Consider the following 24,940-nt stretch of genomic DNA (forward strand, 5'->3'; position numbering starts at 1 on the left):
GCATCCAAATGACTGTCATGGCTTTCGCCGGCGGGGAGACGCTGGCGGCAAAGGCGTCTGTCATTGGCGACGTCCACACGCTGACTGCAGCACGTTGCTGTGAGCATACCGTTTATGTAGTCCGGCTTGATAATGCCGGACACAGCATGAGACATCTCGTTTTACCTGAGGTCGATTTCAGAACGGAGCACGTCGATGGATACAGGTCGAACGTCCGGGAACATCACCATGAGGCATGAGGCAGCGCGGGCACGTCTGTGGCCTGCGCAACCGCGCAGACGCCTGATCGAACGGCTGCTGCCGGTCACACAGGTCATGGTGGCCTGCGTCCAGTTTCAGGATGATAATCTCTCCGTTGTCATGGTCAGCGCAAAATCCGGGTCCGGCTGGACCTTTCCCAAGGGCACGATTGAAGCTGGCGAAACGGTGGCGGAAGCGGCATTGCGGGAGGCTTACGAGGAAGCTGGCGTCAAAGGCCGTATCCTCAACCCCTTCATCGGCGATTTTACCTATCGCAAGGGCTCGGAATTCTGGCCACGCCGCGCCGCCCTCATTCTGGTCGAGGTGGACGAGCTGGTAGCCGACTACCCCGAAGTCCAGATAAGAAAGCGGCGGACCTTCAAGGACGTGTCGGCCGCTCCCAAGCTCTCCTCGGCGGTGCATGCCGCACGCGAGGCCGGCCTGCTCGATCTTGTCCAGCAGGCCCTGTCACAGACGCTTTCCCTGAAAGCCTGAGCCCGGCGTCACGCCACGCTCCCAGCAAAAGAGGTCAAGGCAATTACGCCTCGACAGCCATCTCGACTTCGGCGCCGCGACCAAGCGAGGCCATCCAGTCCCTGAACTGCGGCTGGGCCTTGAGCTGGCGTCCATAATGGCGTTTCAACTGCTCGCTCAATTCACCCTTGCGGCCAAGCTGCTCGTCGGCAAAGGCGATCATGCGGGAGTTCGGCCATGCCTGCGGGCGGATTTCCACCAGTTTCAGGAACAGCGCCTGCGCAGTTTCATCCGGATTGGCCTGCGCCATCAGCGTCAGCATCGCCGCCGTGGAGCGCGAAACGCCCATGTGGCAATGCACGAGAATATGCGCGGCGGTCTCATCATCCCGACTGTCCAGGAACGACTGGCCGAATGCCAGGATTTCTTCCACATGCTGTTGCGTCGGCAGGATGTGGCCGTTCTGCTCGGCAATGATGTCATGGAAGCGCAGCGTCGTGCGGCTGTGATCGCCATAGCCGGAGAATTCGGTCAGGGCCGGACGGTCCGGATCGATGATGGACAGCACATGGGTAACGTTTCTGGCGCTGTGCGATGTCAGCTCATCAATGCCACAGACGGTCAGTTCGGGGGAGAAATGGATCTTCATGGAATTACACCTGGTCATGCGAAGTAAAAGCGATGCGGAGCTTACAGCAAGCTCCGCCACGGTCCAGCCTGATAGTCCAGTTCGACGACCGGGATATGAAAGCTGGCTGACGGCTAGCGAAGAAATCCGTCGACGTCGAATTCGGCCCAGCCGCGAAGCTCCGCAGCCGGATTGTCGGGATCATTTTTCGGCTTTTTCGCGGTCTTCTCAGCCTTTTTCAGAGACCGTGTCAGTTTCGCCTGATAGGCGGCACGGCGTCTTTTTTCGGCCTTGGCTTCGGCATCTTCGACGCGCCATTCATCAACCGCACCCCGGTCGAGAAGGTCTTCCACCACCTTGGGGTCGAAAACGTGGAAGGTGATGCGACGGGCGCGACCGTTCAGCCGGACGGTGCGCGTTCCGGCACTCGGCAGGCGCCCATCTGCAAGCCACCTGTGGCGTTCGCTGGTCTTGATGGTCAGAATATCCTGGATCTCGCGCGGAATGACCGGCAGGGTTTCAACCTCATCCATCGCCCTTGAGATAACGGCGACAGCGGCATTGAAGACGGCCTTGTCATTGGCGGACATCGCAAGCGTCAGCTCGCGCCCTTCGAGAACCAGCAGCTTCTTGATGGCGGCGGGCAGTCTTGCCTGCATTTCCTGCAGAATGCCCTTGGCCCGCACCGACGAACCAAGCGTCGCCGCCGTCGACAGCGTCCACGTTCTGATCAGCTCGATATCGTTCTTTGCGTTCTTTGGCATGGCCTTTAGATGGGATTTGCAGCCCGACAGGTCAATGATTTTGTGATGCCATGAAGGCCCGCGTGGATTTAACCCGCGACCTTTCTCAGTGATTTTTCGATCTGTCCGCCACAATAGGAATCCCCGTAATCCTCGAAGCTCTTGCGGTTCAGCGACGAGAGCGCCGGTGTCGCCTGCATGCGCTCGGCAAGCCCCCAGATCACCGGAGACGTCCTGACAATCACCCCCTTGATGGCGGGGAAACGATCCGCCATCGTCGTGAAGAGAATGGAGGTGACGATATCGGCAATGCCGGGCTTCTCCGTGCCGAGCATGAACCCGGACCCGGCCTTTAGCCCGTTTCGCACGCCGGTCGCCTCGAAAATCCTGATCCACGCTTCAAGTCGCGGCACAAACGCGTCCCACTTGTCCGACGTCCACATCTCGCGGCCACCGTCGAGGGTCAGCTCATCGATCACGTCGTTGGCGTCGTTGACGATCTTCGCGCTCAACGCCCTACCCTCGGCCGTATCAGGCAAAAGCCCGAGCCGTTCTCCGAGATAAAGAGCAATCGCCGGCATCTGCGAGATGGCAAAATCACGCTTTCGATCGATCAGCACCGGCGGGCCCATGAAGGCGACCGGTTGCTGTGCGGCATCGAGAGCCATGATCTCTTCGATATCATCGGCGTCGTGCTCGTCCCAGCTCTGGCCGCCATAGGCCAGAATGGCCCGGATGAACTGGCCGCGAAACGGAACGGGCCAATAATAAAGCTCGAAATCGCTCAAATCCTTCTCCTCTCATCCCGCATCGCTATCTGTGTCGTTGGCAGCATCGCCGGCGCTGCGCGCATGATACCAGTCGGCATAGGGCGTGGATGTCACCAGATGCCGGTTGAAATCCGGCGCGCCGTCCGACCACCAAACCGGCCCGCGTTCACCAAGTGCAATCTTGGCCGCATTGACCGCGTCTCGCGCATGGCGAAGCCTGCCTTCATCCGCCCCGGCCTGCCTGACCGCCCTGCGCGCCGACATCAGGTCCGATACCAGCGACATCAGGCGCTCCGGCGGCAGGCGCGGGTTGGATTTGCGCCACAGCCTGCCCCGCACGACGATGTAGCGTCCATCGGGCGTCTCGATCGGCGGGCTGGTCTGCAAACGGTCGTCTCCATTCGGGAGGGGCGCCACATGCTTCAGAACAGCGCGTGCTCGATCCTTTCAAGATATTTGACGGGCGCCGCCTCGTCGGCCTCTTCAGCAGCGGCGATTTCGGCAACAGTCAGACCGGTGGCAATGGCAAGGTCTTCATAACTGTAGCCTTTTGCCAGACGGGCCTGGCGACGACGTTGGGCGGAGTGGGGTTTCAAGGTAATCTGATCCATCTTGTGGCTCCAAAAATCAGGCGACAAGAAACAGATCAGACGGCGTTGCAGTTCCCTGGAGATGGCAGGGTTCAGCGAAATATTTGCAGCGGGCAACCGAGGCAACACGCGCTACGCGATGGCGCGGCTATTTGTCAAAGCCGGTTGCAACGTAAGCGGGGAAGATCCTTTGGCACTGCCGAGACAATCAGTCCGGAGCAAACCCATATCGATAAATAGCTGTGAGGTCCAAGTAAGAAAAAAGCAAAAATCCTGCCACGGCGAGGATAGTTGCCAAGCCTTGAAATTCTAAGCGGTACAGTACGACAAGAGTCCACAAACTATCTGCCACCGTAAAGGTCAGTAGCGCAGTGCAGGTAGTTCTTTTGCTAAACGGAAATTTCCACTGAACATCGAAAGCGTAAAAACAGACACACAAAAAAACGAAAAACGCGGCAACAGTGCGCATCGTACGCACGACGTCATAATCATCCCAAGACACCCCAAAGATCAACAATGCGAGGCTTGAGGCTGAATAGATTTTCCAATAAATTTTGGTCATGGAAATTTATCCTCGCGGACATGCCGGATGGGCAAATCAAACACACGATGAATATGCCCAACTATCAGTTGCAATCTCGTTAGCACGATGAATTGAGCCGACAGATGATGGTAACGCTGGCATATGGACAGCAGACGGTCCTCATTCTCACCAGCAACGGTTTCGGCGGCGCTGCCGATACAATTCAGCAGGTATCTTCTGGCGCAGCACGGACGAGCGAACGCCGTCGCACGGCTTTAACCCACGCAGATCTCTTTCCGACGCGTTCGTATTGAGCAGAGTCTCTGGCCGCTCCAGTTACGTTGAGACGCGACCATGCGACGCGCGAGTACCCCTTTCACCGACGACAGGCCCTTGTACTCGGAATAAGAAAACCTGCCGTGGCCATTCCTGCCCGTGTGTCAGTCCCGCGCGGCTGACCTGACGGCAGCGGCAAGCCCCGCGATGGGGCTGGTGAGTGGCGTTCTGCCTTTGCCTGCGAGCCGCGATGCGCCAGCCATGGAGGCCTGGGCAAGAGCGACGATATCGGCACCCTCGTCATAGGCGCGATCGGCAGCCGCCGCGATGGCAGTGAGATAACCCTCGTTATCGCCGGCCTTGAAACGCGCCCATGCGCCGGAAACGATCCTGACGTCAGCGGGGATAAGGCGCGTCCCGGCCGCCTTTTCAAACAATCGTGCCGTTGGCTGAAGCGTCGTTTCCACCGCGCAGAGCACCACGACCTTGCCGCCACGCTCCATCGCCTGACTGGCAAGCGCGGCATCGACGCGCAGAACCGGAACCCCTGTCGTATCGGTCAGCTCGTCCGCAACCGGTCCCAATGTCGAGCAGGTGAGAAGAACGGCATCCGCGCTCTGGCAGAGCTGGCGCAGCACCGAAGCCGTGTCACGCCCAATGTCGGCGTTAAGCCCACCGGCCGTTTCAGCCGCAGCCAGAAGATCCGCACGCACCTCATGCAGAAGAGCGCCTGCCGGAAGGTCAAGCTCCCTTGCGGCACTTTCAAAAACGGCGACATTGCTTTCGGCAGTATGCAGGCAGGCAATTTTCACGACGAACTCCGGCTGGAGGAAATGGTTCTGTCCTCATCAGGACGCCATGTCTTCCGAAATTTTGGCCCGCCCGGCAAGGCCAAACACGGGCCATTCTACGCGGCCCTTCTAGGCCGCCATCCGTGCATAACGCGCCGGGGGCACACCGGCATGGCGGGCGAAAGCCACGCTGAAGGTGCTGGCAGAGCCATACCCTACCCGTTCGGCCACGTCCTCGATCCCCAACCTGCCAGTGCGCAGCAACTGCTTTGCCAGCGCCATGCGCCAGACCAGAAGATATTCCATCGGCGGAACGCCGACAACGCGGCTGAACCGTGCAAAGAAGGCCGAACGCGACAGCGCCGCCTCATGGGCGAGATCAACCACCGTCCAGGCCTGTTCTGGCCGGGCATGCATGGCACGCAGCGCACCTGCCAGACGCTCATCCCCCAGCCCTCGGCTCAACCCCGGCGCAGCAGCGGTTTCCGTGCCGGAGCGCAGCGCCTCGATTAGCAGCACCTCGATCAACCGTTCCAGAACAAGCTCGCGGGCCGCGCGCCGCTCGCGCGTTTCCTCATCGATCAGTTGCATCAGCGTGGCAAGCCGGGGTTTGTCGCGCACCACGACCACCTCCGGCAAAAGCGAGACGAGCAGCGCCGTGTCAGGCGCACCGAAGCTGCAATGGCCGATGCGCATGCGCAGACTGGCCGGACCGTGCTGCGAGCCGACGCGAAAATGCCCGTCATCGATCCTGACCGGCAGCATGTCCGGCAGATCGGGCGCAGCATCGATGCTCTCGTTGACAAGGTCACGCATGGCGGGTGCAAGAACGAAGTCTCCGGCCTGCAGCGTCAGCACCTGATGCCCGTCAAAGGTCACCCGGCAGCTTCCTTCAAGGATCGCGCAATAAAAGGGTTCGCCGGTCGCCTCCCGGTGGATGCGCCACGCGCCGCCACACTCCACCAGTTTCGACAGCCGCGCGGCGGGCTGCAGAAGCGTGACGATTTCAGCAAGGGGATCTACGGTCATAACAAGGACTATCGCTAAAGAAATGAGGACTTCAGCCTATACAAAGTCTCGCTTCCCGTCACTACCCTTGGAAACAGTCACCCAAGGAGAAACTTATGCCCACGATCTTGATTACCGGTTGTTCCTCAGGCTTCGGCCTCGAAACCGCAAAACTGTTCCTCGAAAGAGGCTGGGATGTGGTTGCGACAATGCGGACACCCAACCCCGATGTGCTGCCGCAATCCGAGCGCCTGCGCATACTGGCCCTAGATATCACCGATCAGAACAGCATTTCAAAAGCGGTCGCGGCGGCAGGCGAGATTGACGTTCTCGTCAACAATGCCGGGTTTGGCGCACCCTCCCCGGTGGAATTGACCGCGCCGGAAACCGTGCAGGCACTGTTCCAGACCAACACCATCGGAACCCTGGCGATGATCCAGGCCGTTGCCCCGCAAATGCGGGCACGCCGGGCCGGCGTCATCATCAACGTCACCTCCACGGTCACGGTAAAACCGATGCCGGTGGTCGGGGTTTACCGCGCCAGCAAGGCGGCGGTGAATGCGTTCAGCGAGTCGCTGGCAATCGAAATGCAGCCACTTGGCGTTCGCGTGCATATCGTGCTGCCCGGCCGCTCACCCGAAACAGGCTTCGGCAGCAGCGCCCGCCCGCACCTGCGCGGCATGGATGATACCGACTACGCGCCGCTTCTGCAGCAGTTCATCAAAAACGTTCAGGATGACAAGGGGCCCGTCACCCACGCACCCGATGTTGCCGAAGCGATCTGGCACGCAGCCACCAACCCCTCCGCCCCGCTGCGCATTGCCGCAGGCGCGGACGCCGAGCTGTGGATGGCCGAGGCTGGTCTGTAACCAGCCCACTCCCAGATGACCTACTGCCAGATAACGCAAGGGGAACGCACTGCCGTAGCGTAAGGTGCGTTCTCACCTCGCTCCCTTGCGGCGCTGGCGCGGGCTTATCCAGCCCCTTGCACGGCGGGCGCTCGCGTCACCGACGACAGAACAGGCTTTGCACTGGCCCATCCGTCAATCTCGGCCTCGATGTCGGCCGCAATCTCGACCTCGACCTCGATGCGGTTGCGGCCATTCATTTTTGCCCGATAGAGACAGACATCGGCTTTTTCCAGCAGGTGCGGAAACGTTGTCGCATCCACCGCGCCGCGACAGGCTGCGATACCGAAGCTGGCGGTCAGCGCAATATCCTCGCCTTTGAACACAAGCGGCCTCGCCTCCATTTTCCGGCGAAGTTTTTCCGCCAGCCGGGAGGCCTCATCGACGGTTTTTCCCGGCAGCAGAACAACGAATTCCTCGCCGCCGATGCGGGCGATGAAATCCTGCTCGTGAAATGTCTCGCGCAGCAGATCCGCGCAGCGCCTGATTGCCTCGTCGCCCGCCGCGTGGCCATGGGTATCGTTGACGCTTTTGAAGTGATCGATGTCGAGCAGCACCAGCGCCGTCTCGTCCTGCGTCTGGCGCTGCCTGACGATTTCAGGCAGGGCCTCGATGCTCAGGCGATTGTAGAGACCGGTCAGGGGATCGCGAAGCGCCGTCTCCCGCAGCCCGGCGACGCTGCGCTCATAAGCCAGAGACAGCGAAAAAGCCCCGCTCGCGCTGATGTGGATGGCGGCGGCAATGAGGTTGAGATCGAGGAAGATATCGGCGGGCAGCAGGTTGTCCATGCCACGGTCAAGAAGCAACCCCTGCAGCACGCGAAGCGCCGAGGAGGCCGCAACGGCGCCATAGGCGAACACCAGACCCCAGCGGGACGGTAGTTGCTCGCGCTCCCGCGCCAGCGACACCATGATCGCCACGATCTGCGCAGCGACGATGGCGTTCGTCAGGCCGAAGATCAGGCCCTTGCCAAGAACCGGTGAAAACAACAGCGCCAGCGCAATGAAGACACTGAGGGACAGAAACCAGACCGACGACGAGGCATGCCCGAAAAAGCTTCTGATCGCCCGCCATCGCAGGCCAAGACCGATGACGAGCAGACCATTCGGCAAGATCAGATCGCCCGGCGTGCCATTGATCTGGCGCGAGAACAGAACGAAAGCGACGGCGAAAACAACATTGGATGCGACGAGATAAGCCCAGTAACGCCGATCCTTCTGCCAGAGCCCCGCAAAGGAAAAGGCCGCAGCGAACACGATCAGCAGCAACGCATTCAGCTTGAACATGGTTTGCTGGTCGAGGCCGAACAGAGGTTCCATAGAGTAGAAAGTACCAATTCACATCTTTGACGTGCAGACAGATTAGGCCAACTCATTGACAATCCCCTCAAACACCGCACGCCATTTTTAATCTCATTTTAGGCAAGTGGGGGATGGCCTGGCGAAGTAGCGAGTAACGTCATTGCAGAGCGTTGCTCGACTTCACTTGCCTCGGACGTGTGCTACCACGGCAGTGAACCATCATCGTTGAAGAATCCGCCGCTCGGTCCGGTTTCATCGAGCGTCGCCAGTTCGACGACAATTTTCGCACCTTGATCGACCGTTCGCGTCCCCTGATGATTGTTCAAATCGGTCGCGATGTGTCCCGGCGTGGCTGCGTTGATCTTGATATGTGCATGTGCGCTGCTCCGGCGGAAAGCGTTAGCGTATTGAACGGTCAGCATGGTGAGAGCTGCCTTGGACGACGCATAGGCAAGAATAGTGTCAGATCTGCCAAACAGGCTTTTCGGATCACTGCACAATGTCTGCGATGCACTCGTGCTTGCAACTGTTACAATGCGTGCACCGGCAGAGGCCTGTAGCAGAGGAAGCATTTTGTGAATGGTGCGAACAACCCCGAAAACGTTCGTTGCATAGGTGTCCTGCATATCAGTAGCGGTTGTCTCAAGGGTTGGTACTCGCCGTAATATCCCCGCATTTGCAACGAGGACATCAAGCCGCCCGTGCCCGTCGCCAATCCACCTTGCCGCCGAGGCAACACTGTCGTCATCCCTTACGTCGAGATATAGTGGCTGAACATTCAGACCTTCGCCCCGTAACTCACGAGCTGCTTCTTGCCCAAGACGCAAGTCTCTCGCTCCAAGCAAGACCTGCATGCCGAGAGCGCCAAGCTGACGTGCAACTTCTTTCCCAAGACCTTTGTTCGCGCCCGTGACGAGCGCAACCTTTGCATGGTGCATGGAGATTTCCTTCTGACCACATTGACCAACAGCGATCCCGCTCCGTGCAACGATGCTGACGGATTACGAGCCTGGACAAGGATGACTTTTGTTATCGGGCTTCAGCGACCAGTGGGGTGTGAGATGCCCTTACCTGCGACGATCAAGAACCGAGACAACCGTTCCACAAAATCAACGCGAGCGTGAGCGAGATCCGGGTGTCTTAATGCTTCTCGAACGGACTCCGCTGGATTTGCGAACGGCCACAGTCCGGCAACCATGACAATGGTGATGGACACGAATTCCCGAGCATTCCCAATACTCAATCCAGGAAGTGACGAGACAATGATCTCCGCGAGACGTGCCTGGCATTTTGAATGTTCGAGTTTGAAAATACGCACTGCATCAGGAGAGATGTTGCGCTCCAGCTCCCCTCCCAACGCACTCCAGAGTTTGCAGATGTTCGGCTGGCGTCCGATTGCTTCGGCGAAAGCATGGGCGAAAGGTTCGACCCCTGCCGCGCCTTCTGGAAATCTCTCACGAAACGCGACGTCAACGACATCGAGCCATTCCTCAAATTCCTGATTGAGCAAGGCAAAAAACACCGCTTCGCGGGTCTCGAAATAGCGAACCACGTTGGTCTTGGACAAACCAACATGGCGACTGAGTTCGCGAAGACTGATTTCGCTAACGGGCGTCGTTTTAAGAAGCTCTTTGGCTGCATTCAGAATGACCGCGCGACGTGTCTCTCGTTGTGCTTCGTTACGAGCACGTTGGAATTCTGGTTTTGGTTCGTTCACCATCGTCACGATTTCGTCCGCTTATCGCTACAGAGCCGCGTTTTTCTCAAGCTTCGGCGACCATCGCAAATCATTCAGCATAGGACACCGACTCGCTGAGATAACGCCATTTTTCGTCTGAAGCAGCAAGATTGTTGGCCGCCATTTGGGCAACAGCAACAGCATCGCTGCCAAGCAACAGATGAAGTGGCGGTTTGTCCATTTTTGCAAGTTCCATAAGAACGACGGCAATGCGTGAGGGGTCACCTGGCTGCTTTCCATCAGCTCCGCGCAGACGTTCAATAATCGGTTCCATCACGGGTTTATAGGCATCGCTGAATGGTGGTGTGGACATGGATGACCCGGCCCAGTTCGTTCGCATGCCGCCCGGTTCAGCGATGGTTACCTTGATGCCGAACAAAGCAACCTCCCGCGAAAGGACTTCAGAAAAGCCACCAACGGCCCATTTCGCAGCCTGATACGCACCAAGACCGGCTCCACCAATCCGCCCGCCGACCGATGAAATCTGGATGATGTGCCCGGATTTCTGTGTTCGCATGATCGGCAGTACGGCGCGGCTGAGATTGACGACGCCGTAAAAATTTGTGTCGATTTGGGCGCGGAAGGTTTCCTCGTCCATTTCCTCGATCGGCGCTACGTCGGCGTACCCGGCATTGTTGACGAGCACATCCACGCGACCAAACGTATCGACTGCTTCGCGAATGGCGTCACGGGCGGCGTTCGCATCGGTTACATCAAGCGAAACAGATTTAATCCTCGAGCCGTATTTAGCTGCAAGCTCATCAAGGTGTCGTTTATCACGCGCCGTAGCAACCAGATTTGCGCCGGATTCGAGAATGGTTTCGGCAATATTTCTCCCAAGCCCGCGTGCGCTCCCGGTAACGAGCCAAGTTTTGTTCTCAGTCATGAAAAATCTCCGGATTGATTTCAATTCCATGGTCAGGGTGCCAATTTAGCGTGGCGGAAAATAAAAGACCAATGGTCTCTAAATAAAATACCAGCGGACCTTTGTCAACGAGCCATCGAGAAAATGTCTCTGCTGCCACGCCAATCTCCCTCGACAACGCGGAAAATCACTTGAATCATTTCCCGAGAGAAAGAGGGTTGGGAGTGGTGGCGCGACATGTTGAAATTTCCAAAATGCACGCACTTTTACGGATCGTTTTAAGTGATCCGCAGGGGATGTTTCATAGCTTTGCTATGGGGAGGCCTGTATGTCCTGGAGCCGAAAGATCACTGAGAATTTGCAGGCGGTCGCGCGCAACACCAACCGCACCCACGACCAATGGTCGAAATCGCCGTTGCGTGCGCTCTTCCGCGAGTTTTTCCGCGACTATATCAACCTGGCGTTTTTCAGCCGCATATCGATTTTGATGTATATGAGCATCGGCTTCTTCACGGGCGCGATTTTCGGACCACTCGCGGGTTTTCCTGCCATCTATGCCTGTTTTGCCCTGACGTTCCTGGCTGTACTTGTCTGGGCCCTGATGCGCGTTGCCAAACGGTATGAGCGCCGTCACTACGGATCATGAAAGAAGGCGGGATGAAGACGTTTCTGGGATTGCTGTTCGCCCTCTTGTGCATTGCTGCGGGAACAGTGTTTCGACCGTTCTGGCAATCCGAATACGGCGCTCCGACCTTTATCCTGCTTGTCTGGCTGACGATGTCGGTGGCGATGGGATGGGGAGGAAAAGGCAAGCGCTACGCGCCATGGTTCGGCCTCGTCTGCGCAAGCCCGATCGCGCTCTCACTGGTCCTTGCACTTTACACCAACACGTTCATCGCCGCCGGAGTGCTGATCGCCATCGTCTACTTCGGACTGAAAACAAAATTCGTTGCCCGCAGGCTCGAAGAGCTCAAGCCATAAGGGCGACGCCGCGTGACAACCAGCCTTGGGAGATCGTGACTTTCCGCCTCAAACGGTCAGGCGGGCGCCCACATCATTTTGTCGGCTGGGACCGTGCGGTCAGTTTGTTTCCGTCGGGGTCGCGGAGATAGGCGACGAATGCGCCGTTTGGGCGTTCCGAGGGTGGGGTTTCGATTGATTTGCCGCCGTTGGCGGTGCCTGCGGCGTGCCATGCCAGAACATGGTCGGGGCTTTCGGCGGCAATGCCGATTGTTCCGCCGTTGGCCGCAGTTGCCGGGTTGCCGTCGATCGGCGTGGTGACCATCAGGCGTCCGCCCTCATGGACGTAGATCAGCCTGCCGCGCGCATCCATCTCGCCGGGCTTGCCGCCGAGTGCGGCGAAGGTGGCGTCGTAAAAGCGTCTGGCCTGCTCCAGATCGTTGCTGCCAATCATGATATGGGTGAACATGCTTCATCTCCAGAGACCGAACCGGTTCCGGCCAGAGCGCCATTTTTTCAGAGCTTTTGCAAGGCCGCGCGACGAGGTTTCTGCTCAGATGCCCGTTTCCATGCCATGAGCGGCGCGGGCCATTATGCATTCGGGATCTCCCGGCAGGCAGGCACGACAGACATCCGGGCGGACGTCATAGACCGTGCACGCGGTGCCCTTGCCTATTTCGCCTGACAGCGCCGTACACCGTTCGCCATCGCAACGCATGCCCCGCGCGTCGTCGGAGACGAACTTTGCCGGAATCCGGTCCAGCGCCTCATCGCTTTCCATGGTGAAACGCGGCCATTCCGACGAATAGGAACAGCAGGCACCGCAGGTCTGACAGTCCCAGTCGACGCTGGTTTCAAGGTCGGAAAATTCCATGGCGTAGTCATAACCCTCAGGCATTTCGGCGCTCCTTGCCCAATGGCTTCGTTCTCAACAGTCATCATTGTGATCCCCCACCCAGAAATAGTCATGCTGGAAATCCGCAAGTCGGCTTCTGGAACAGTCACGCTCTGCGGCATGCCGTCGGTGGGTCAGGCTGATACGCCGTAGACTGTCCTATAGATCACATGGACGTTGGGAGGAAGGTCTTGTGCCGAAACGTGGCGGATGCCCGCATTTTCCACATTCCGGGAGAGGTTGACGGCTCAATCGCAAGCCGCGGCTCGCGCTACATCATCGTGAATGTAATCAGGATCAATATCGTCAAAGCATCTGCTGATCCTAGAATTTGCTTCCCATACTGGAATGATCACGACGTGCAGTATTCCTGCCCACACGCATCCCGTCAAAACGCACATGAAAACGATAAGAGTTCGATCCTTCATTGATTGCCAGTAATGCAGGAGTTTTCGTAATGTCTTCAGACATAAGGATTGCGAAAAGTGTTGGATATGAGGCTTGCGACAATCCTCTCCACTGTCAATCGCGCCGTTTTTCAGTTCCCGCCCTGTCCGCCGTTTCCCGCATGAAGCGGGCTCGATATTCTACCGGGCTGATGCCGACTTTTTTTCGGAAGTGGTGGCGCAGGGTGTGGGAGCTTCCGAAGCCTGCCGTCATGGCCACGGCCTCCATTCTGGCGTTGCCCTGACAGAGCAGCCGTTTGGCTTCGTTGATGCGCTCATCCGCCAGCCAGTCTCCCGGCGTCTGGCCGGTGGCTTCTGAAAACCGGCGCAGAAAGGTGCGGGTGCTCATGCGGGTTGCCTCGGCCATCTGCTTGACGCTCCATTCCCGTGCCAGATCGGCGCGGATGCGGTCGAGAAGCGGGGCTATTTCCAGGCCTTCGCGGGCCGAGACGGGTCGTTCGAGGAACTGCGCCTGTCCGCCTGTGCGGTGCGCGGGCATGACAAGGCGTCGCGCCACGGAGTTGGCGGCCCCTGCCCCGAAATCCTGCCTGACGATCTCGATCAGAAGATCGATGCCCGCCGCACTGCCGGCGGAGGTGTAGATGCGATCATGGGCACGGTAGAGCGAGGCATCGTCGACCTCGATATCGGGATAAAGCTGGCGCAGCCTGTCGGCGTAACGCCAATGCGTTGTCGCGGTGCCGCCGGAGAGAAGACCGGTTGCGGCCAGCACGAAGGCGCCGGAGCAGATCGAGGCGATCCGTGCGCCACGGCTGTGCGCGGCCCGAAGCTGACGGCACAGTGTTTCCGGAACGGCAATGTCGGTGCCCTTCCAGCCGGGAACGACGATGATATCGGCCTGTTCGAGAATTTCAGGCCCGTGATCGGCAACAATCGAAAAACCGCCATGAGCGCGCATCGGCCCCTCATCCACCGCGCAACTGGCAAAGCGATACCAGGTCTCGCCCATTTCGGGCCGTGACAGACCGAAGATTTCGGCAACGATGCCGAATTCGAAGGTGCAGAGGCCATCGTAAAGAAGGCCGACAACGAGGGGTCCGGTGAGGTTTGGCATGATCTTTACGTATATTGTCATTTGCGCCAATTGCAAGCACGGCTGCAAGGGATAGACCGGAAGGGCTAAGGAGATCCCCATGACCACAGCCGTAACCGCCGTTCCGCCTGCCCCAAGCGCACTGGCCCGCGAGCATTTTGCCGCCGAATTCACCTTCGAAACCGATTGCTGGGATGTGCACGACGCGCTCGAAAAGGGTGCGGATTTCGTGCTCATCGATGTGCGCAGCCCCGCCCTGTTCGCCAGAGGCCATGTGCCGGGCGCCATCAACCTGCCGCACGGCAAGATCGTCCGTTCGAAGATGAGCGAATGGCCGGAAGAAACTGTCTTCGTCACCTATTGCGCCGGCCCGCATTGCAACGGCGCGGCCCGCGGCGCGCTGCGTCTTGCCGGGCTGGACCGCCCGGTCAAGATCATGGCTGGCGGCATCACCGGCTGGATCGATGAAGGGTTCAGGCTGGAAACGGCCGAAACTGCCGCCGCAACCGGTACCTGATCCCTTGATCCCTTGCGGCCCAAGGCCATGATGCGGCCGGTCAGATCGATGTCAGAGAGACCCGCTTTTCCAGTTCGGCCGCCTCTTCCTTCCGCTCGCTGTAGCGGTCGGTGAGGTAAGCCGATGCATCGCGCGTCAGAATGGTGAACTTGACCAGTTCCTCGCAGACATCGACGACGCGGTCGTAATAGGAAGATGGCTTCATCCGGCCATCCGCATCGAATTCCTGATACGCCCGGGCGACCGACGACTGGTTGGGGATGGTGATCATCCGCATCCAGCGGCCGAGGATACGCATCTGGTTGACCGCGTTGAACGACTGGCTGCCGCCGGAAACCTCCATCACCGCAAGGGTCTTGCCCTGCGTCGGGCGTACGGAGCCAACGGAAAGCGGTATCCAGTCGATCTGCGACTTCATGATCCCCGTCATCGCTCCGTGGCGCTCCGGGCTGATCCAGACCTGCCCCTCCGACCATTGCGAGAGTTCCCGCAGCTCCTGCACCTTGGGGTGACTTGCGGGTTCTTCATCCGGAAGCGGCAGTCCCTTCGGGTCGAACACCCTGATGTCGCACCCCATTTTCTCCAGCAGGCGTTTCACTTCAAAGGCAAGCAGGCGGCTATAGGACACCTCACGCAGCGATCCGTAAAGGATCAGGATGCGTGGCTTGTGGCGCGAGAATGCCGGGCGCAGGGCATCGTGATCGATCGCGTGAAGATGTTCGCTCGCAAGCGCCGGAAGATGATCAGACAAGGCGCTTTCCTTCGTCGTTGAGAAGCTGTTCGCCGTCCTCCTTGGTAAACGGCCGCTTGAAAGCATCGGCAGGAAGAATATCGAGAACGACTTCGGATGGACGGGATAACCGCGTGCCCATCGGGGTCATGACAAACGGACGATTGATCAGGACCGGCGTTTCCAGCATCGCATCCAGCAACTGCGCGTCGCTCAGCTCCGGATTGTCCAGGCCGAGTTCCGCATAGGGTGTGCCCTTTTCGCGCATTGCCTGCCGTACCGTGAGACCGGCACTGGCAATCATCCGCACAAGCTGCTCGCGGCTCGGCGGGGTCTTCAGATATTCGATCACCGTCGGCTCGATGCCGGCGTGACGGATGAGTTCGAGCGTATTGCGCGACGTGCCGCAGGCCGGGTTATGATAGATCGTGACGTCCACGTTCAGGTCCTTTCAGTGACGATGGTTCGGGAAACGGCGGGGGAAGCTTCGTACCAGTCCTTCGAGCGGTTCACGATCCAGACGACCGAGAGCATGACCGGAACCTCAATCAGCACGCCGACAACCGTTGCCAGCGCCGCGCCCGACTGAAACCCGAACAGACTGATGGCGGCGGCAACCGCCAGTTCGAAGAAATTGCTGGCGCCGATCAGTGCCGAAGGTCCGGCGATGCAATGGCGTTCGCCCGTGATCCGGTTCAGGAGATAGGCAAGACCGGAGTTGAGATAGACCTGGATGAGGATTGGAACCGCGAGCAAAGCGATGATGCCCGGCTGCGCGATGATCTGCTCACCCTGGAATGCAAAGAGCAGCACCAGCGTCGCGAGCAATGCCACAAGAGACATCGGCTGAAGTTTCGAAAGCAGGCTGTCGAGCGCGCCGGTCGTTCCATCCGCCGTCAGGTGGCGGCGCACGACCTGCGCAATGATGACAGGCACGACGATGTAAAGCGCAACCGAAAGCAAAAGTGTCGCCCACGGCACGGTGATCGCCGAAAGACCAAGCAGAAGCCCGACGATCGGCGCGAAGGCAACGACCATGATCGCGTCGTTCAATGCGACCTGCGAAAGCGTGAACAGCGGTTCACCCCGCGTCAGATTGCTCCAGACGAAAACCATGGCGGTGCACGGCGCTGCCGCGAGAATGATCAGCCCTGCAATGTAGGAGTCTATCTGATCGGCAGGCAGATAGGGACGGAACAGCCAGCCGATGAAAAGCCAGCCGAGCAGCGCCATTGAAAACGGCTTCACGGCCCAGTTGATGAACAGGGTGACGCCAATTCCACGCCAGTACGACCCTACCTGCGTCAACGACCGGAAGTCGATCTTGAGCAGCATCGGGATAATCATCAGCCAGATCAGAATGGCGACAGGGATGTTGACGCTGGCAATCTCTGCCGCTGCGATGACGTGGAAGACGCCCGGCATGATATGACCGAGTGCAATGCCAACGGCGATACAGAGGAAGACCCAGACGGTCAGGTAGCGTTCGAACGCGGACATATCACGCATCCCCGGTGGATTTGACGGAGGCACCGTCAAGCGAACCGATCTGGCGAACATGCTGTTCGAGCGCCATGCGATCGATGGAGGCGATGGGCAGATTTATGAAGGCGGTGATACGGTTTTTGAGGAAGCGGGCTGCCTGTGCAAAAGCGCGCTGGACCTCGACCTCGGAGCCTTCCACCGCCGCCGGATCTTCGATACCCCAATGTGCGGTCATTGGATGACCGATCCAAACCGGACAGGCCTCACCGGCGGCGCTGTCGCAGACCGTGAAAATGAAATCCATCTCCGGGGCATCCAGCCCCGAGAACACGTCCCAGCTTTTCGATGAGAAACCAGTTGTGTCGTACCCAAGCGCGTTCAGTTCCTGAAGCGCGTGCGGGTTCACGCTGCCTTTGGGCTGGCTGCCGGCCGAATAGGCCCTGAAGCGTCCCGCCCCTTCCTTGTTGAGAATGGCTTCGGCGAGAATGGAGCGTGCGGAATTGCCCGTGCACAGGAAGAGCACGTTGTAGATCCTGTCTGTCATGGTCGTGTGTCCGTGGTTACGCCGGAGCGTGATGGAGCGTCATGAGGGTTGTTGACGGTTGGCCGCACCCGGCGCGCAACAGGGCGTCAGCTCCGCGATCAGTGGCGCGCAGAGTTCGGTCGAACCGCCGCAGCAGTCCTTCAGCAGAAACAAAGTCAGATCACGCAGGCCATCGAGATCGGCCCGATAGATGATCGATCGGCTCTGGCGTTCGCTTTTCACCAGACCGGCACGCGACAAGGTGGCAAGATGCGCCGACATGGTGTTCTGCGGCACATCGAGAAGCCGGGCAAGCTCACCAGCCGGAACGCCCTCCGGCTCGTGCCGCACAAGCAGCCGGAACGTATCGAGCCTGGTGGTCTGGGCGAGCGCGGCAAGCGCCGCTATTGCTGTCACGTTTTCCATATATCCAGATTTATGGATATAATGTTCTTTGTCAATGGAAAATCTTTATTAGCGCGGGAGGCGGTGGAAAAATGCACCTACAATAGCCACGCGACTAGCTACATTTTCCGCGCGACATTCATAAGAGAGGGATAAGAACAAGATCAACCGGCCCAAATCCACGAAGCCAAAGTCGATTGAAATTTAAATGGCTCAAGTCGACCGCAAGCTCTGAAGTAAATGGAACTGCATAGGTCTCGGCATCAAAGCCCTTGAATCTTAAGCCTTTCGCCTTCATGGCCGAGAATACTCTGATAGTTGCGGACACAAAAATGGGCATCAAATCCAAGTATACACGATCACTAGAATATCGATCCTGTAACGTTCTCTTACGTATAGTCGAGAGATTCAACTGCGCATTTATCAATTTTAAACGTTGCGCTGCTTTCGCGCTATTTACCGATTGATCGAGGTAAGGTGACTTCATTGAGGGATCTAATCGCGCTTCTATGTCATCTAAACGGACATAGTGAGACATTGATATCCCGCCACCAGTAGCCATTTTGTGATCTGAGAGCAAAAAAGAAGCGCCCAGGGAACGCTCAATGTCTTTTTCAATGTGTAAACGTTGGTTTAGGCTGCGAAAAAGTGGGTGATTTCGGTGATGTATTGCGTTTCTAACGACAATCATCAATGTCGTATCAGCATGGTCAAAATATTGGAATATATTTTTGGAGACATCGTATAACGTGTGAAATCCCTCCAGTTTCATTTCGAATGCTCGATCGACGTTGTTTATTGCTTCTTCAGCATCGACCTTAAATATTTCTCGAAAACGTAAATTTGCCTCCACACATATTCGCATGCAGTTTGCCAAATTACTGATGGCATCTTCTACAATATTCATTTCGTTCAAAGCTCGCCCCTAGCGCCATCGCAAAAGATTATTTTCGGACCACACGTATTACTTCAGATGACCCATCATCTAGCGGAAATCACCCAGTCTTCAACATTTTGAAAACTGTATTAAACTAGCACATATATACTCCAAAAGTCAGCGCGTCAGCGTCTCCACGATCCGGGCGATATCGGCGCGGTCGAGCAGTTTGGGATTGGTAGCGTTGTGGATGGTGATGCCTTCGATCATGGCGTCGAGCGCCCTCGCCTCTTCCGGCGAAAAATGCTGTTCCAGTGCACGGCGGCTGGCGGCCATCCAGTTCAGCATGATGGTTTTCAGAAGCGTCCGGCGTGAGGCATAGGCGTAGAGTTCGTAGATGACGATCATGTCGTCGGATTTGTCCGGCGCATCGTCGCAGAGATAGGAAACCAGCGCCTCGCGCGCCGCCTCGCGGTTTGCCGCAGCCGCCATGACGGCAAGGAAACGGCCGGAGACCTCCTCGGCCAGCTGCTCGAAGGCGGCGGCGATGATCTCGTCGAGACCTGAAAAATAATAGGTCAATGAACCGAGCGGCAGACCGGCGGTTTCCGCAATGCGCCGATGCGTGGTGTCGGCAACGCCAAGCCGCGCAATGGTTTGGCGGGCTGCAGCGATGATTTTATCACGCCTTTCCGGGTCGTTGGCGGCCCGGCGGCTTCTGGGCGGGGAAACTTTGGTCATGATCGTCGCTTTTCAGGTAGATTGACGTTGTGTACTATCGTACATATATCAACAATTCCTTTCCCAGACCAAGAGATACCATGCCCTCGCTCCAGCAACGACGCCTCGCTCTCTTCGCGTTCTTTTTCCTTCCCGGCATTGCCATGGCCTCCTGGGTCACCCGCACCCCTGCCATTCGCGATCGCATCGATGCCTCGATTGCCGAGATGGGGCTCGTCCTTCTCGGTCTCTCGGTCGGCTCGATGACCGGCATCCTGTTTTCCGGTTTCGCCGTTGGCAGGTTCGGCACCAAAACGGTGATCCACGCCGGAACATGGGCAGTGGCAACGGGTGTGGCGCTGATGGCAACCGGCACGTTGACCGGACAGGCCGCCATTGTGGCACTGGGGCTTGGATCGTTCGGCCTCGGCATGGGGTTTGCGGAAATTGCCGTCAACATCGATGGCGCCATGGTCGAGCGCGCCTCGGGAAAGCCGTTGATGCATGCGCTGCACGGCTGTTTCAGCTTCGGCACGGTGCTGGGGGCGCTGGCCGGTTTCGCCGCCAATGCGCTGGCCGTGCCGGTCGAGGCGCATCTGGCTGCCGTGGTCGTTCTCATCGCACCATCGACGCTCTATTTCATCCGCCATATCCCCGAGGGAACGGCGCGCAACGATGCAGCGCAGACCAGCGAGGTGAGAGGCGACAGCGAAGATGCCCCCTGGCGCGACCCGCGCCTGCTCGCCATTGCCCTGATCGTTCTTGCCACGGCGCTGGCCGAAGGTGCAGCCAATGACTGGCTGCCGATCCTGATGGTCGACGAGCATGATTTCTCCAAAACCACGGGTTCGCTGATCTTCCTGGTGTTTGCCACGGCCATGACCATCGGGCGCTTCTCCGGCGGGTATTTTCTGGAGCGTTTCGGCCGGTCCGCCGTTATTCGCACCAGCGCGATCTTCGGTGCGCTCGGGCTTGCCGGGGTGATCTTCTCGCATCACCCGGTTCTGGCCGGCGCATCCGTGCTGTTATGGGGCCTTGGCGCCTCGCTCGGCTTTCCGGTTGCCATTTCCGCCGCCGGTGACTCCGGCGCCAACTCCGCAGAGCGGGTCAAGATCGTGACGATCGGCGGATATGTCGCCTTCCTCGTCGGGCCGCCGCTGCTCGGACTGATCGGCGAACATTATGGCCTGCGCAACGCCATGCTGGTGGTGCTGACGCTGCTGTTCTGCGCCATTGCCGCCGCCCCGGCCGTGCGGCCAAGGGCTGCGGCAAACGCCGAGGAAACATCGAGAACGCCGGCCTGATCGGCGTAACCTGACCATCCTGCTGGCCCGTTCCACAATCCCACAGCCTCACGGGCCTGCAAAAGACATCGAAAGGATACCCCATGAACGAAATGGAAAAGGCGGCCGCCGGCCTGCTCTACGATGCGAACTACGATCCCGAGCTGAAGCGTCAACGCGATGCCGCCAAGGATGCGCTGTTTGCCTTCAACACAACGCCGCCCAGCCAGAGCGAAAAGCGCCGCGAAATCATCCGGTCCCTGTTCGGCAAGACCGGCAAGGAGTTTCTGATCGAAGCGCCGTTCAACTGCGATTACGGCTTCAACATCGAAATCGGCGAGAACTTCTACGCCAACGTCAATCTGGTCATTCTCGATGGCGCCAAAGTAAAGATCGGCAGCAATGTCTTCATCGCACCGAATGTGCACATCTGCTGCGCCGGGCATCCGCTGGACATAGAACGCCGCAACAAGGGGCTGGAATATGCCTTCCCGGTGACGATTGAAGACGACGTCTGGATTGGCGCGGGCGCGCAGATCCTTCCCGGCGTCACGGTTGGCCGTGGCAGCGTCGTGGCTGCCGGCGCCATCGTCATCCGCGATGTGCCGCCCATGTCACTGGTCGGTGGAAACCCCGCCCGCGTTATCCGTCAGATCACTGACGCCGATATCGCCAAGTACCGCGAGGCGTAATCGCCACATATCTGTCGCCTGGGCCTCAACGATCCGGCTGAGGCCCTTTCACCCATCGCCGTCACGCCGCAAACGGCAGCAAGGGATAACGGGCATTGCGTTTTTCAGATGCGTTGAGCGGCGCATGGCGCAGCACCTCGGCATAATGCTGTTCCATGAAGGCGCCCATCTCCGGCGAAATGCGGTGCATGGTGGCGATGGCGGGGGCCATCCAGTTCCAGCGCGAATAGCCGTCATCCTTCAGGCCGTAATCCAGCGGAGGGGCGTTTTCGGGCGCACGTCTGTCCTTCAGTTCAGAGGCGCAGGCATGGCCGAACGCCATGCCGGACAAAAACCAGCGTGCCGCATCCGGTAGCGAAAGACCTGACATCCGCTGCGTCTCCTGCCCGCGTTCGGTAACGACGATCTCGTAGAGGCCACGACGGATTTCGACATGCGGCGATCCATCGTCCTGACGTGTAGTCCTGACACGGACAGCCGCACCAAGACCGGTCTTTTCCCAGGCGGTGTCGATGGTCGATTGCAACGTGTCGATCAGCCCGTCATCCATCCGCCGCGTCCATTTTCCCAAAAGCCTCATACTGCCGCTACCGCCATTCGCCTTCTACCCAGCATTGCACCTGTTGTATCGAGCCGTTATAGCTTGGGGAATTGCCGGTTCCCGCTTCCCCCATAGAAAACGGGTAGTTCATGCGACGACGCCTTGCAGCCTTTTTATCACCTGTCTTCACCGCTGCCTCCCGGCTGAATGCTGTCGATCAGCATCGTCGCCACAAGGCAATATCAGGGGCGAACTGATGGCCGGATTTCAGGGCGCGCGTGTCAGCCTGACGGTGATTGCGGTTCTGATTGCGCTGTGGTCGGCCAAGGCTGCCTATGTGTTTCTGGCCCCGCTGACGCTTGCGATCTTCGTGCTGGCGCTGGTCTGGCCAGCGCAGAAGGCGTTGCAGATGCATGTGCCGAAGGTGGTTGCCGCAGCGGTGACACTGGTGGGCGCGACACTGGTACTGGCGCTTTTCGGTTTCGCCATCGTCTGGGCATCCGGCGCGGTCTGGAGCAATGTTGCCGCCCAGTCGGAACGCTACCAGTTGCTCTACCAGAGCGTCACGGGCTGGCTGGAAAAGAACGGCATTGTCGTTGGCGCGCTGTGGGCCGATGGTTTCAACGTCAACTGGATGCTGCGTGCCGTGCAGCAGGCCTTTTCGCGCATGAGCCAGTTTACCAGCTTCCTGATGGTCGCCGTTGCCTATCTTCTGACGGGGCTGATCGAGGTCGATGCCGTTGAGAAACGTCTCGACCGCTTCTCACTGGGCTCGTCGGCCAAAATTATGCTCGATACCTGCCGCACCACGGCAAAGAAGCTTCGCACCTATATCTGGGTCCGCACCGTCATCAGCCTGCTCACGGGCTTCTGCTTCGGCGTGGTGATCTATGCGCTCGACGTGCCGCTGGCGCCGCAATGGGCGGTGATCGCCTTCGTGCTGAACTACATTCCCTTTATCGGCCCGCTGATTGCCACTATCCTGCCCACGGTATTCGGGCTCGTCCAGCTTGGCGACCCGTGGACGGCATTCGTGCTGTTTTCCACCCTCACCGTCGTGCAGTTCGTCAGCGGCAACTATCTCGAACCGGTGCTTTCTGGCGGCATGCTGACCCTGTCGCCCTTCGTCATTCTGGCGTCGATCTTTCTCTGGACCTTCCTGTGGGGCATATACGGCACCTTCATCGGTGTTCCCATCGCCATTGCGGTGGCCTCTTTTGCCGCCTCCTCGCCATCGGCCGCGTGGCTTGCAGCCTTGATGGGCGCCGAAGGACCGGAGCGCGATCCGGACGCTATACCGGAACCTCCCACGACTGCTTGATCTTCTGCATCGGGATTTCCGATTTGATGTTGCGCACGCCCTTGATGCGGCCAAGGTGCTCCATCTGGAAGCGGCGATAACCATCGAGATCGGGCGCCACGACGCGCAGCATGAAATCGCAGTCGCCCGCCATCAGGTGGCATTCCACCACCTGCGGCAGCTTCTCGGCCGCTTCGTAAAAGGTCGTTGTGGTTTCCTCGTCCTGGCTGTCGAGCCAGATGCGCACGAACACGGTAAAGCCCATGTCGAGCTTGGCAGCGTCGACCAGCGCCACATACTGGCGGATGATGCCAGCCTCTTCCAGAAGCTTGACGCGCCTGAGACACGGCGATGGCGACAGGCCGACTTTGGCCGCGAGGTCGGTGTTCTGAATGCGCCCGTCCTGCTGCAGCACACGGAGAATCTTGCGGTCGATGGCATCGAGTTTCATTGGCGTTTCGTTTCAAGGATATGGCGATTGATTGGCACAGAACGCCAGTTTTTCGAAAAATTGGAAAGAGAACGCAACCAACCACCACACCGACAGCTCTATGATGCCGCCGTCCCGACCAAGGTTTCGGGGCGAAATGGCATGAAAGTGAAAAGAGACGTTCGGTGGTTGAATATGTTGCAAGTGACGCCCGCCTTTATGGTGGTGCGCGAAGCGAACTGTGGCGCGGATTGAAGGATGGCATTCCGGTGATGCTGGGCTTCGTGCCCTTCGCGCTGGTGCTGGGGGCGCAGGCCGCCGCCAAGGGGTTCAGCATTGCCGAAGTGCCGCTGATGACCGGGCTGAATTTTGGCGGCGGATCGGAATTTGCCGCCGTCGAGCTATGGACCTCGCCGCCGCATATCGCGCTCATCGTCGCCATCACCTTCCTCGTCAACAGCCGCCACCTGCTGATGGGCGCGGCGTTTGCACCGCTGATGCAGCACCTTTCCCGCCGCAAGGCATTGGTGGCGCTGTTCTTCATGTGCGACGAAAGCTGGGCGATGGGTCTGGCCGATGCCCGGAAGGCGAGACGCGGCCTGAGTGCGGGCTATTTCTTCGGTGTGGCGCTTGGCCTTTATGTGAGCTGGATCGTCTTTACCGCTGTTGGCGCAGCCGTCGGCCCGCTCTTGGGCGATGTGACGCGTTACGGTTTCGACATGGCCTTTCCGGCGGTGTTTCTGGTGATGCTGGCAGGCATGTGGAAGGGCGCGCGCTCTGCCCTGCCCTGGCTCATCAGCCTTGTCGTGGCGGCCACCGTTCACCTTCTCGTTCCCGGCGCGTGGTACGTGCCCGCCGGTGCGCTCTCCGGCGTCCTGTTCTCTTATCTACTGGCCAAACCGCATGCTTGACGCACTCCCCACCCCCCTGTTCGACCCGCATTATGTCGCGGCGATCTTTCTGATGGCAACGGTGACCTATCTGACGCGGATCGGCGGTTATCTGTTCCTGCGCAACCGCGCGCTGAGCCCGCGCATGCAGGCGGCGATGGAAACCGCGCCGGGCTGCGTGCTCATCACCATCATCGCCCCGGATTTCGTCTCGGGCCGACCGGCCGATCTCATCGCGCTGGCCGTGACGATGCTTGCCGCCACGCGCCTGCCCATTCTGCCGACCGTCATCATCGGCATCGTCTCTGCCGGTCTTCTGCGCAACATGATGGGCTGA

The 24,940-nt window shown here is 58.9% G+C and carries 35 protein-coding genes; 10 read left to right on the plus strand and 25 right to left on the minus strand.

All coding sequences use genetic code 11. The features are described 5' to 3' along the window. The first annotated feature begins 195 nt into the window (after window positions 1-195). Window positions 196-735 carry an NUDIX hydrolase gene (locus tag HWX89_RS17265; protein ID WP_138792381.1) on the plus strand — a complete coding sequence of 180 codons (540 nt, stop codon included), beginning with the start codon at window positions 196-198 and terminating at the stop codon, window positions 733-735. A 43-nt stretch (window positions 736-778) separates the two neighbouring features. Here the strand turns inward: HWX89_RS17265 and HWX89_RS17270 are convergent, their stop codons facing one another. The 8 genes from HWX89_RS17270 to HWX89_RS17305 all read right to left on the minus strand — a co-directional run bounded on the left by HWX89_RS17270 (window position 779) and on the right by HWX89_RS17305 (window position 6,064). Continuing rightward, window positions 779-1,363 carry a tyrosine phosphatase family protein gene (locus HWX89_RS17270; protein ID WP_138792382.1) on the minus strand — a complete coding sequence of 195 codons (585 nt, stop codon included), beginning with the start codon at window positions 1,361-1,363 and terminating at the stop codon, window positions 779-781. A gap of 113 nt (window positions 1,364-1,476) precedes the next feature. Continuing rightward, window positions 1,477-2,106 (minus strand): hypothetical protein, encoded by a 630-nt coding sequence (locus HWX89_RS17275; protein WP_138792383.1) that lies wholly within the window; start codon window positions 2,104-2,106, stop codon window positions 1,477-1,479. A gap of 68 nt (window positions 2,107-2,174) precedes the next feature. After that, complete coding sequence (gene gst, locus HWX89_RS17280; protein ID WP_138792384.1) at window positions 2,175-2,873, minus strand: glutathione transferase, Atu5508 family; 699 nt, start codon at window positions 2,871-2,873, stop codon at window positions 2,175-2,177. Between the two features lie 12 nt (window positions 2,874-2,885). Next, a complete protein-coding gene (locus HWX89_RS17285) occupies window positions 2,886-3,242 on the minus strand; it encodes a hypothetical protein (RefSeq protein WP_138792385.1) in 357 nt (118 codons plus the stop codon). Window positions 3,243-3,277: 35 nt separating this feature from the next. After that, entirely contained in the window at window positions 3,278-3,466 is a 189-nt protein-coding gene (locus HWX89_RS17290; RefSeq protein ID WP_138792386.1) for an XRE family transcriptional regulator, read from the minus strand. Window positions 3,467-3,653: 187 nt separating this feature from the next. Continuing rightward, window positions 3,654-4,007, minus strand: a complete 354-nt coding sequence (locus HWX89_RS17295) for a hypothetical protein (protein ID WP_138792387.1) — start codon at window positions 4,005-4,007, stop codon at window positions 3,654-3,656. A gap of 401 nt (window positions 4,008-4,408) precedes the next feature. Then, entirely contained in the window at window positions 4,409-5,056 is a 648-nt protein-coding gene (locus HWX89_RS17300) for an aspartate/glutamate racemase family protein (RefSeq protein WP_138792388.1), read from the minus strand. A gap of 108 nt (window positions 5,057-5,164) precedes the next feature. After that, the gene (locus HWX89_RS17305) at window positions 5,165-6,064 is read right to left on the minus strand and encodes an AraC family transcriptional regulator (protein WP_138792389.1); all 900 of its coding nucleotides are present in this window, start codon (window positions 6,062-6,064) and stop codon (window positions 5,165-5,167) included. A gap of 95 nt (window positions 6,065-6,159) precedes the next feature. Here HWX89_RS17305 and HWX89_RS17310 point away from each other — a divergent pair, with 95 nt between their 5' ends. Further along, window positions 6,160-6,912 (plus strand): SDR family oxidoreductase, encoded by a 753-nt coding sequence (locus HWX89_RS17310; RefSeq protein WP_138792390.1) that lies wholly within the window; start codon window positions 6,160-6,162, stop codon window positions 6,910-6,912. A gap of 104 nt (window positions 6,913-7,016) precedes the next feature. Here the strand turns inward: HWX89_RS17310 and HWX89_RS17315 are convergent, their stop codons facing one another. The 5 genes from HWX89_RS17315 to HWX89_RS17335 all read right to left on the minus strand — a co-directional run bounded on the left by HWX89_RS17315 (window position 7,017) and on the right by HWX89_RS17335 (window position 11,015). Continuing rightward, complete coding sequence (locus HWX89_RS17315) at window positions 7,017-8,270, minus strand: GGDEF domain-containing protein (protein WP_138792391.1); 1,254 nt, start codon at window positions 8,268-8,270, stop codon at window positions 7,017-7,019. 182 nt (window positions 8,271-8,452) lie between these two features. Continuing rightward, window positions 8,453-9,190 carry an SDR family oxidoreductase gene (locus HWX89_RS17320; protein ID WP_138792392.1) on the minus strand — a complete coding sequence of 246 codons (738 nt, stop codon included), beginning with the start codon at window positions 9,188-9,190 and terminating at the stop codon, window positions 8,453-8,455. Between the two features lie 101 nt (window positions 9,191-9,291). Next, window positions 9,292-9,972, minus strand: coding sequence for a TetR/AcrR family transcriptional regulator (locus HWX89_RS17325; RefSeq protein WP_138792562.1), 681 nt, complete (start codon window positions 9,970-9,972; stop codon window positions 9,292-9,294). 67 nt (window positions 9,973-10,039) lie between these two features. Then, window positions 10,040-10,876 carry an SDR family NAD(P)-dependent oxidoreductase gene (locus tag HWX89_RS17330; RefSeq protein ID WP_138792393.1) on the minus strand — a complete coding sequence of 279 codons (837 nt, stop codon included), beginning with the start codon at window positions 10,874-10,876 and terminating at the stop codon, window positions 10,040-10,042. After that, on the minus strand, window positions 10,869-11,015 hold the full coding sequence (locus HWX89_RS17335) for a hypothetical protein (protein ID WP_178340815.1): 147 nt from the start codon (window positions 11,013-11,015) through the stop codon (window positions 10,869-10,871). The genes HWX89_RS17330 and HWX89_RS17335 overlap by 8 nt, the downstream gene beginning before the upstream one ends. Before the next feature lie 168 nt (window positions 11,016-11,183). Here HWX89_RS17335 and HWX89_RS17340 point away from each other — a divergent pair, with 168 nt between their 5' ends. Together HWX89_RS17340 and HWX89_RS17345 are read left to right on the plus strand one after the other, a co-directional pair. After that, window positions 11,184-11,501 (plus strand): hypothetical protein, encoded by a 318-nt coding sequence (locus HWX89_RS17340; RefSeq protein WP_138792394.1) that lies wholly within the window; start codon window positions 11,184-11,186, stop codon window positions 11,499-11,501. 11 nt (window positions 11,502-11,512) lie between these two features. Continuing rightward, a complete protein-coding gene (locus HWX89_RS17345; RefSeq protein WP_138792395.1) occupies window positions 11,513-11,836 on the plus strand; it encodes a hypothetical protein in 324 nt (107 codons plus the stop codon). A 73-nt stretch (window positions 11,837-11,909) separates the two neighbouring features. On the opposite strand, the gene HWX89_RS17350 is transcribed toward HWX89_RS17345, so the two are convergent. From HWX89_RS17350 to ftrA, 3 genes are all read right to left on the minus strand, one after another. Then, the gene (locus HWX89_RS17350) at window positions 11,910-12,284 is read right to left on the minus strand and encodes a VOC family protein (protein ID WP_138792396.1); all 375 of its coding nucleotides are present in this window, start codon (window positions 12,282-12,284) and stop codon (window positions 11,910-11,912) included. An 84-nt stretch (window positions 12,285-12,368) separates the two neighbouring features. Next, window positions 12,369-12,713 (minus strand): YkgJ family cysteine cluster protein, encoded by a 345-nt coding sequence (locus HWX89_RS17355; protein WP_246705207.1) that lies wholly within the window; start codon window positions 12,711-12,713, stop codon window positions 12,369-12,371. 519 nt (window positions 12,714-13,232) lie between these two features. Next, a complete protein-coding gene (gene ftrA, locus HWX89_RS17360; RefSeq protein WP_210271442.1) occupies window positions 13,233-14,252 on the minus strand; it encodes a transcriptional regulator FtrA in 1,020 nt (339 codons plus the stop codon). 58 nt (window positions 14,253-14,310) lie between these two features. Here ftrA and HWX89_RS17365 point away from each other — a divergent pair, with 58 nt between their 5' ends. Next, on the plus strand, window positions 14,311-14,727 hold the full coding sequence (locus HWX89_RS17365; protein ID WP_138792397.1) for a rhodanese-like domain-containing protein: 417 nt from the start codon (window positions 14,311-14,313) through the stop codon (window positions 14,725-14,727). Window positions 14,728-14,767: 40 nt separating this feature from the next. On the opposite strand, the gene arsH is transcribed toward HWX89_RS17365, so the two are convergent. The 7 genes from arsH to HWX89_RS17400 form a co-directional block, all read right to left on the minus strand. After that, window positions 14,768-15,544, minus strand: a complete 777-nt coding sequence (gene arsH / locus HWX89_RS17370) for an arsenical resistance protein ArsH (protein ID WP_178340816.1) — start codon at window positions 15,542-15,544, stop codon at window positions 14,768-14,770. Further along, the gene (gene arsC, locus HWX89_RS17375; protein WP_178340817.1) at window positions 15,471-15,896 is read right to left on the minus strand and encodes an arsenate reductase (glutaredoxin); all 426 of its coding nucleotides are present in this window, start codon (window positions 15,894-15,896) and stop codon (window positions 15,471-15,473) included. Before arsC ends, arsH begins: the two co-directional genes overlap by 74 nt. Window positions 15,897-15,898: 2 nt before the next feature. Continuing rightward, entirely contained in the window at window positions 15,899-16,957 is a 1,059-nt protein-coding gene (gene arsB, locus HWX89_RS17380; RefSeq protein ID WP_138792400.1) for an ACR3 family arsenite efflux transporter, read from the minus strand. A gap of 1 nt (window position 16,958) precedes the next feature. Then, window positions 16,959-17,486, minus strand: a complete 528-nt coding sequence (locus HWX89_RS17385) for an arsenate reductase ArsC (protein ID WP_138792401.1) — start codon at window positions 17,484-17,486, stop codon at window positions 16,959-16,961. A 39-nt stretch (window positions 17,487-17,525) separates the two neighbouring features. Continuing rightward, window positions 17,526-17,891, minus strand: a complete 366-nt coding sequence (locus HWX89_RS17390) for an ArsR/SmtB family transcription factor (RefSeq protein ID WP_138792402.1) — start codon at window positions 17,889-17,891, stop codon at window positions 17,526-17,528. Window positions 17,892-18,009: 118 nt separating this feature from the next. Further along, window positions 18,010-18,777 (minus strand): hypothetical protein, encoded by a 768-nt coding sequence (locus tag HWX89_RS17395; protein ID WP_246705235.1) that lies wholly within the window; start codon window positions 18,775-18,777, stop codon window positions 18,010-18,012. 147 nt (window positions 18,778-18,924) lie between these two features. Beyond that, window positions 18,925-19,488 (minus strand): TetR/AcrR family transcriptional regulator, encoded by a 564-nt coding sequence (locus tag HWX89_RS17400; RefSeq protein ID WP_138792403.1) that lies wholly within the window; start codon window positions 19,486-19,488, stop codon window positions 18,925-18,927. Window positions 19,489-19,568: 80 nt separating this feature from the next. On the opposite strand from HWX89_RS17400, the gene HWX89_RS17405 reads away from it, so the two are divergent. Both HWX89_RS17405 and HWX89_RS17410 read left to right on the plus strand, forming a co-directional pair. Further along, window positions 19,569-20,771: an MFS transporter gene (locus HWX89_RS17405; protein ID WP_138792404.1), complete on the plus strand. Its 1,203-nt coding sequence runs from the start codon at window positions 19,569-19,571 to the stop codon at window positions 20,769-20,771. Between the two features lie 83 nt (window positions 20,772-20,854). Next, window positions 20,855-21,442, plus strand: coding sequence for a sugar O-acetyltransferase (locus HWX89_RS17410; RefSeq protein ID WP_138792405.1), 588 nt, complete (start codon window positions 20,855-20,857; stop codon window positions 21,440-21,442). A 61-nt stretch (window positions 21,443-21,503) separates the two neighbouring features. Here HWX89_RS17410 and HWX89_RS17415 read toward each other — a convergent pair whose 3' ends face one another. Then, window positions 21,504-21,992, minus strand: a complete 489-nt coding sequence (locus HWX89_RS17415; RefSeq protein WP_138792406.1) for an Imm63 family immunity protein — start codon at window positions 21,990-21,992, stop codon at window positions 21,504-21,506. Between the two features lie 247 nt (window positions 21,993-22,239). Between HWX89_RS17415 and HWX89_RS17420 the strand changes: the two genes are divergently transcribed. After that, a complete protein-coding gene (locus HWX89_RS17420; RefSeq protein ID WP_178340818.1) occupies window positions 22,240-23,304 on the plus strand; it encodes an AI-2E family transporter in 1,065 nt (354 codons plus the stop codon). On the opposite strand, the gene HWX89_RS17425 is transcribed toward HWX89_RS17420, so the two are convergent. Beyond that, window positions 23,276-23,734: an Lrp/AsnC family transcriptional regulator gene (locus HWX89_RS17425; protein WP_138792408.1), complete on the minus strand. Its 459-nt coding sequence runs from the start codon at window positions 23,732-23,734 to the stop codon at window positions 23,276-23,278. The genes HWX89_RS17420 and HWX89_RS17425 overlap by 29 nt on opposite strands. A gap of 251 nt (window positions 23,735-23,985) precedes the next feature. Between HWX89_RS17425 and HWX89_RS17430 the strand changes: the two genes are divergently transcribed. Together HWX89_RS17430 and HWX89_RS17435 are read left to right on the plus strand one after the other, a co-directional pair. Then, window positions 23,986-24,624 (plus strand): AzlC family ABC transporter permease, encoded by a 639-nt coding sequence (locus HWX89_RS17430; RefSeq protein WP_138792566.1) that lies wholly within the window; start codon window positions 23,986-23,988, stop codon window positions 24,622-24,624. Between the two features lie 16 nt (window positions 24,625-24,640). Next, a complete protein-coding gene (locus tag HWX89_RS17435; protein ID WP_422646297.1) occupies window positions 24,641-24,940 on the plus strand; it encodes an AzlD family protein in 300 nt (99 codons plus the stop codon).

The sequence above is a fragment of the Rhizobium sp. RM genome (assembly GCF_013390595.1).
GTDB lineage: Bacteria > Pseudomonadota > Alphaproteobacteria > Rhizobiales > Rhizobiaceae > Agrobacterium.

Bases quoted from the DNA above. Each gene is read 5' to 3' on its own strand.
- HWX89_RS17265 (WP_138792381.1), top strand. From the start codon at position 196: ATGGATACAGGTCGAACGTCCGGGAACATCACCATGAGGCATGAGGCA.
- HWX89_RS17270 (WP_138792382.1), bottom strand. From the start codon at position 1,363: ATGAAGATCCATTTCTCCCCCGAACTGACCGTCTGTGGCATTGATGAG.
- HWX89_RS17275 (WP_138792383.1), bottom strand. From the start codon at position 2,106: ATGCCAAAGAACGCAAAGAACGATATCGAGCTGATCAGAACGTGGACG.
- HWX89_RS17290 (WP_138792386.1), bottom strand. From the start codon at position 3,466: ATGGATCAGATTACCTTGAAACCCCACTCCGCCCAACGTCGTCGCCAG.
- HWX89_RS17295 (WP_138792387.1), bottom strand. From the start codon at position 4,007: ATGACCAAAATTTATTGGAAAATCTATTCAGCCTCAAGCCTCGCATTG.
- HWX89_RS17305 (WP_138792389.1), bottom strand. From the start codon at position 6,064: ATGACCGTAGATCCCCTTGCTGAAATCGTCACGCTTCTGCAGCCCGCC.
- HWX89_RS17310 (WP_138792390.1), top strand. From the start codon at position 6,160: ATGCCCACGATCTTGATTACCGGTTGTTCCTCAGGCTTCGGCCTCGAA.
- HWX89_RS17315 (WP_138792391.1), bottom strand. From the start codon at position 8,270: ATGGAACCTCTGTTCGGCCTCGACCAGCAAACCATGTTCAAGCTGAAT.
- HWX89_RS17320 (WP_138792392.1), bottom strand. From the start codon at position 9,190: ATGCACCATGCAAAGGTTGCGCTCGTCACGGGCGCGAACAAAGGTCTT.
- HWX89_RS17325 (WP_138792562.1), bottom strand. From the start codon at position 9,972: ATGGTGAACGAACCAAAACCAGAATTCCAACGTGCTCGTAACGAAGCA.
- HWX89_RS17330 (WP_138792393.1), bottom strand. From the start codon at position 10,876: ATGACTGAGAACAAAACTTGGCTCGTTACCGGGAGCGCACGCGGGCTT.
- HWX89_RS17340 (WP_138792394.1), top strand. From the start codon at position 11,184: ATGTCCTGGAGCCGAAAGATCACTGAGAATTTGCAGGCGGTCGCGCGC.
- HWX89_RS17345 (WP_138792395.1), top strand. From the start codon at position 11,513: ATGAAGACGTTTCTGGGATTGCTGTTCGCCCTCTTGTGCATTGCTGCG.
- HWX89_RS17350 (WP_138792396.1), bottom strand. From the start codon at position 12,284: ATGTTCACCCATATCATGATTGGCAGCAACGATCTGGAGCAGGCCAGA.
- HWX89_RS17355 (WP_246705207.1), bottom strand. From the start codon at position 12,713: ATGCCTGAGGGTTATGACTACGCCATGGAATTTTCCGACCTTGAAACC.
- ftrA (WP_210271442.1), bottom strand. From the start codon at position 14,252: ATGACAATATACGTAAAGATCATGCCAAACCTCACCGGACCCCTCGTT.
- HWX89_RS17365 (WP_138792397.1), top strand. From the start codon at position 14,311: ATGACCACAGCCGTAACCGCCGTTCCGCCTGCCCCAAGCGCACTGGCC.
- arsH (WP_178340816.1), bottom strand. From the start codon at position 15,544: ATGCTTTCAAGCGGCCGTTTACCAAGGAGGACGGCGAACAGCTTCTCA.
- arsB (WP_138792400.1), bottom strand. From the start codon at position 16,957: ATGTCCGCGTTCGAACGCTACCTGACCGTCTGGGTCTTCCTCTGTATC.
- HWX89_RS17385 (WP_138792401.1), bottom strand. From the start codon at position 17,486: ATGACAGACAGGATCTACAACGTGCTCTTCCTGTGCACGGGCAATTCC.
- HWX89_RS17390 (WP_138792402.1), bottom strand. From the start codon at position 17,891: ATGGAAAACGTGACAGCAATAGCGGCGCTTGCCGCGCTCGCCCAGACC.
- HWX89_RS17395 (WP_246705235.1), bottom strand. From the start codon at position 18,777: ATGAATATTGTAGAAGATGCCATCAGTAATTTGGCAAACTGCATGCGA.
- HWX89_RS17400 (WP_138792403.1), bottom strand. From the start codon at position 19,488: ATGACCAAAGTTTCCCCGCCCAGAAGCCGCCGGGCCGCCAACGACCCG.
- HWX89_RS17405 (WP_138792404.1), top strand. From the start codon at position 19,569: ATGCCCTCGCTCCAGCAACGACGCCTCGCTCTCTTCGCGTTCTTTTTC.
- HWX89_RS17410 (WP_138792405.1), top strand. From the start codon at position 20,855: ATGAACGAAATGGAAAAGGCGGCCGCCGGCCTGCTCTACGATGCGAAC.
- HWX89_RS17415 (WP_138792406.1), bottom strand. From the start codon at position 21,992: ATGGATGACGGGCTGATCGACACGTTGCAATCGACCATCGACACCGCC.
- HWX89_RS17420 (WP_178340818.1), top strand. From the start codon at position 22,240: ATGGCCGGATTTCAGGGCGCGCGTGTCAGCCTGACGGTGATTGCGGTT.
- HWX89_RS17425 (WP_138792408.1), bottom strand. From the start codon at position 23,734: ATGAAACTCGATGCCATCGACCGCAAGATTCTCCGTGTGCTGCAGCAG.
- HWX89_RS17430 (WP_138792566.1), top strand. From the start codon at position 23,986: ATGCTGGGCTTCGTGCCCTTCGCGCTGGTGCTGGGGGCGCAGGCCGCC.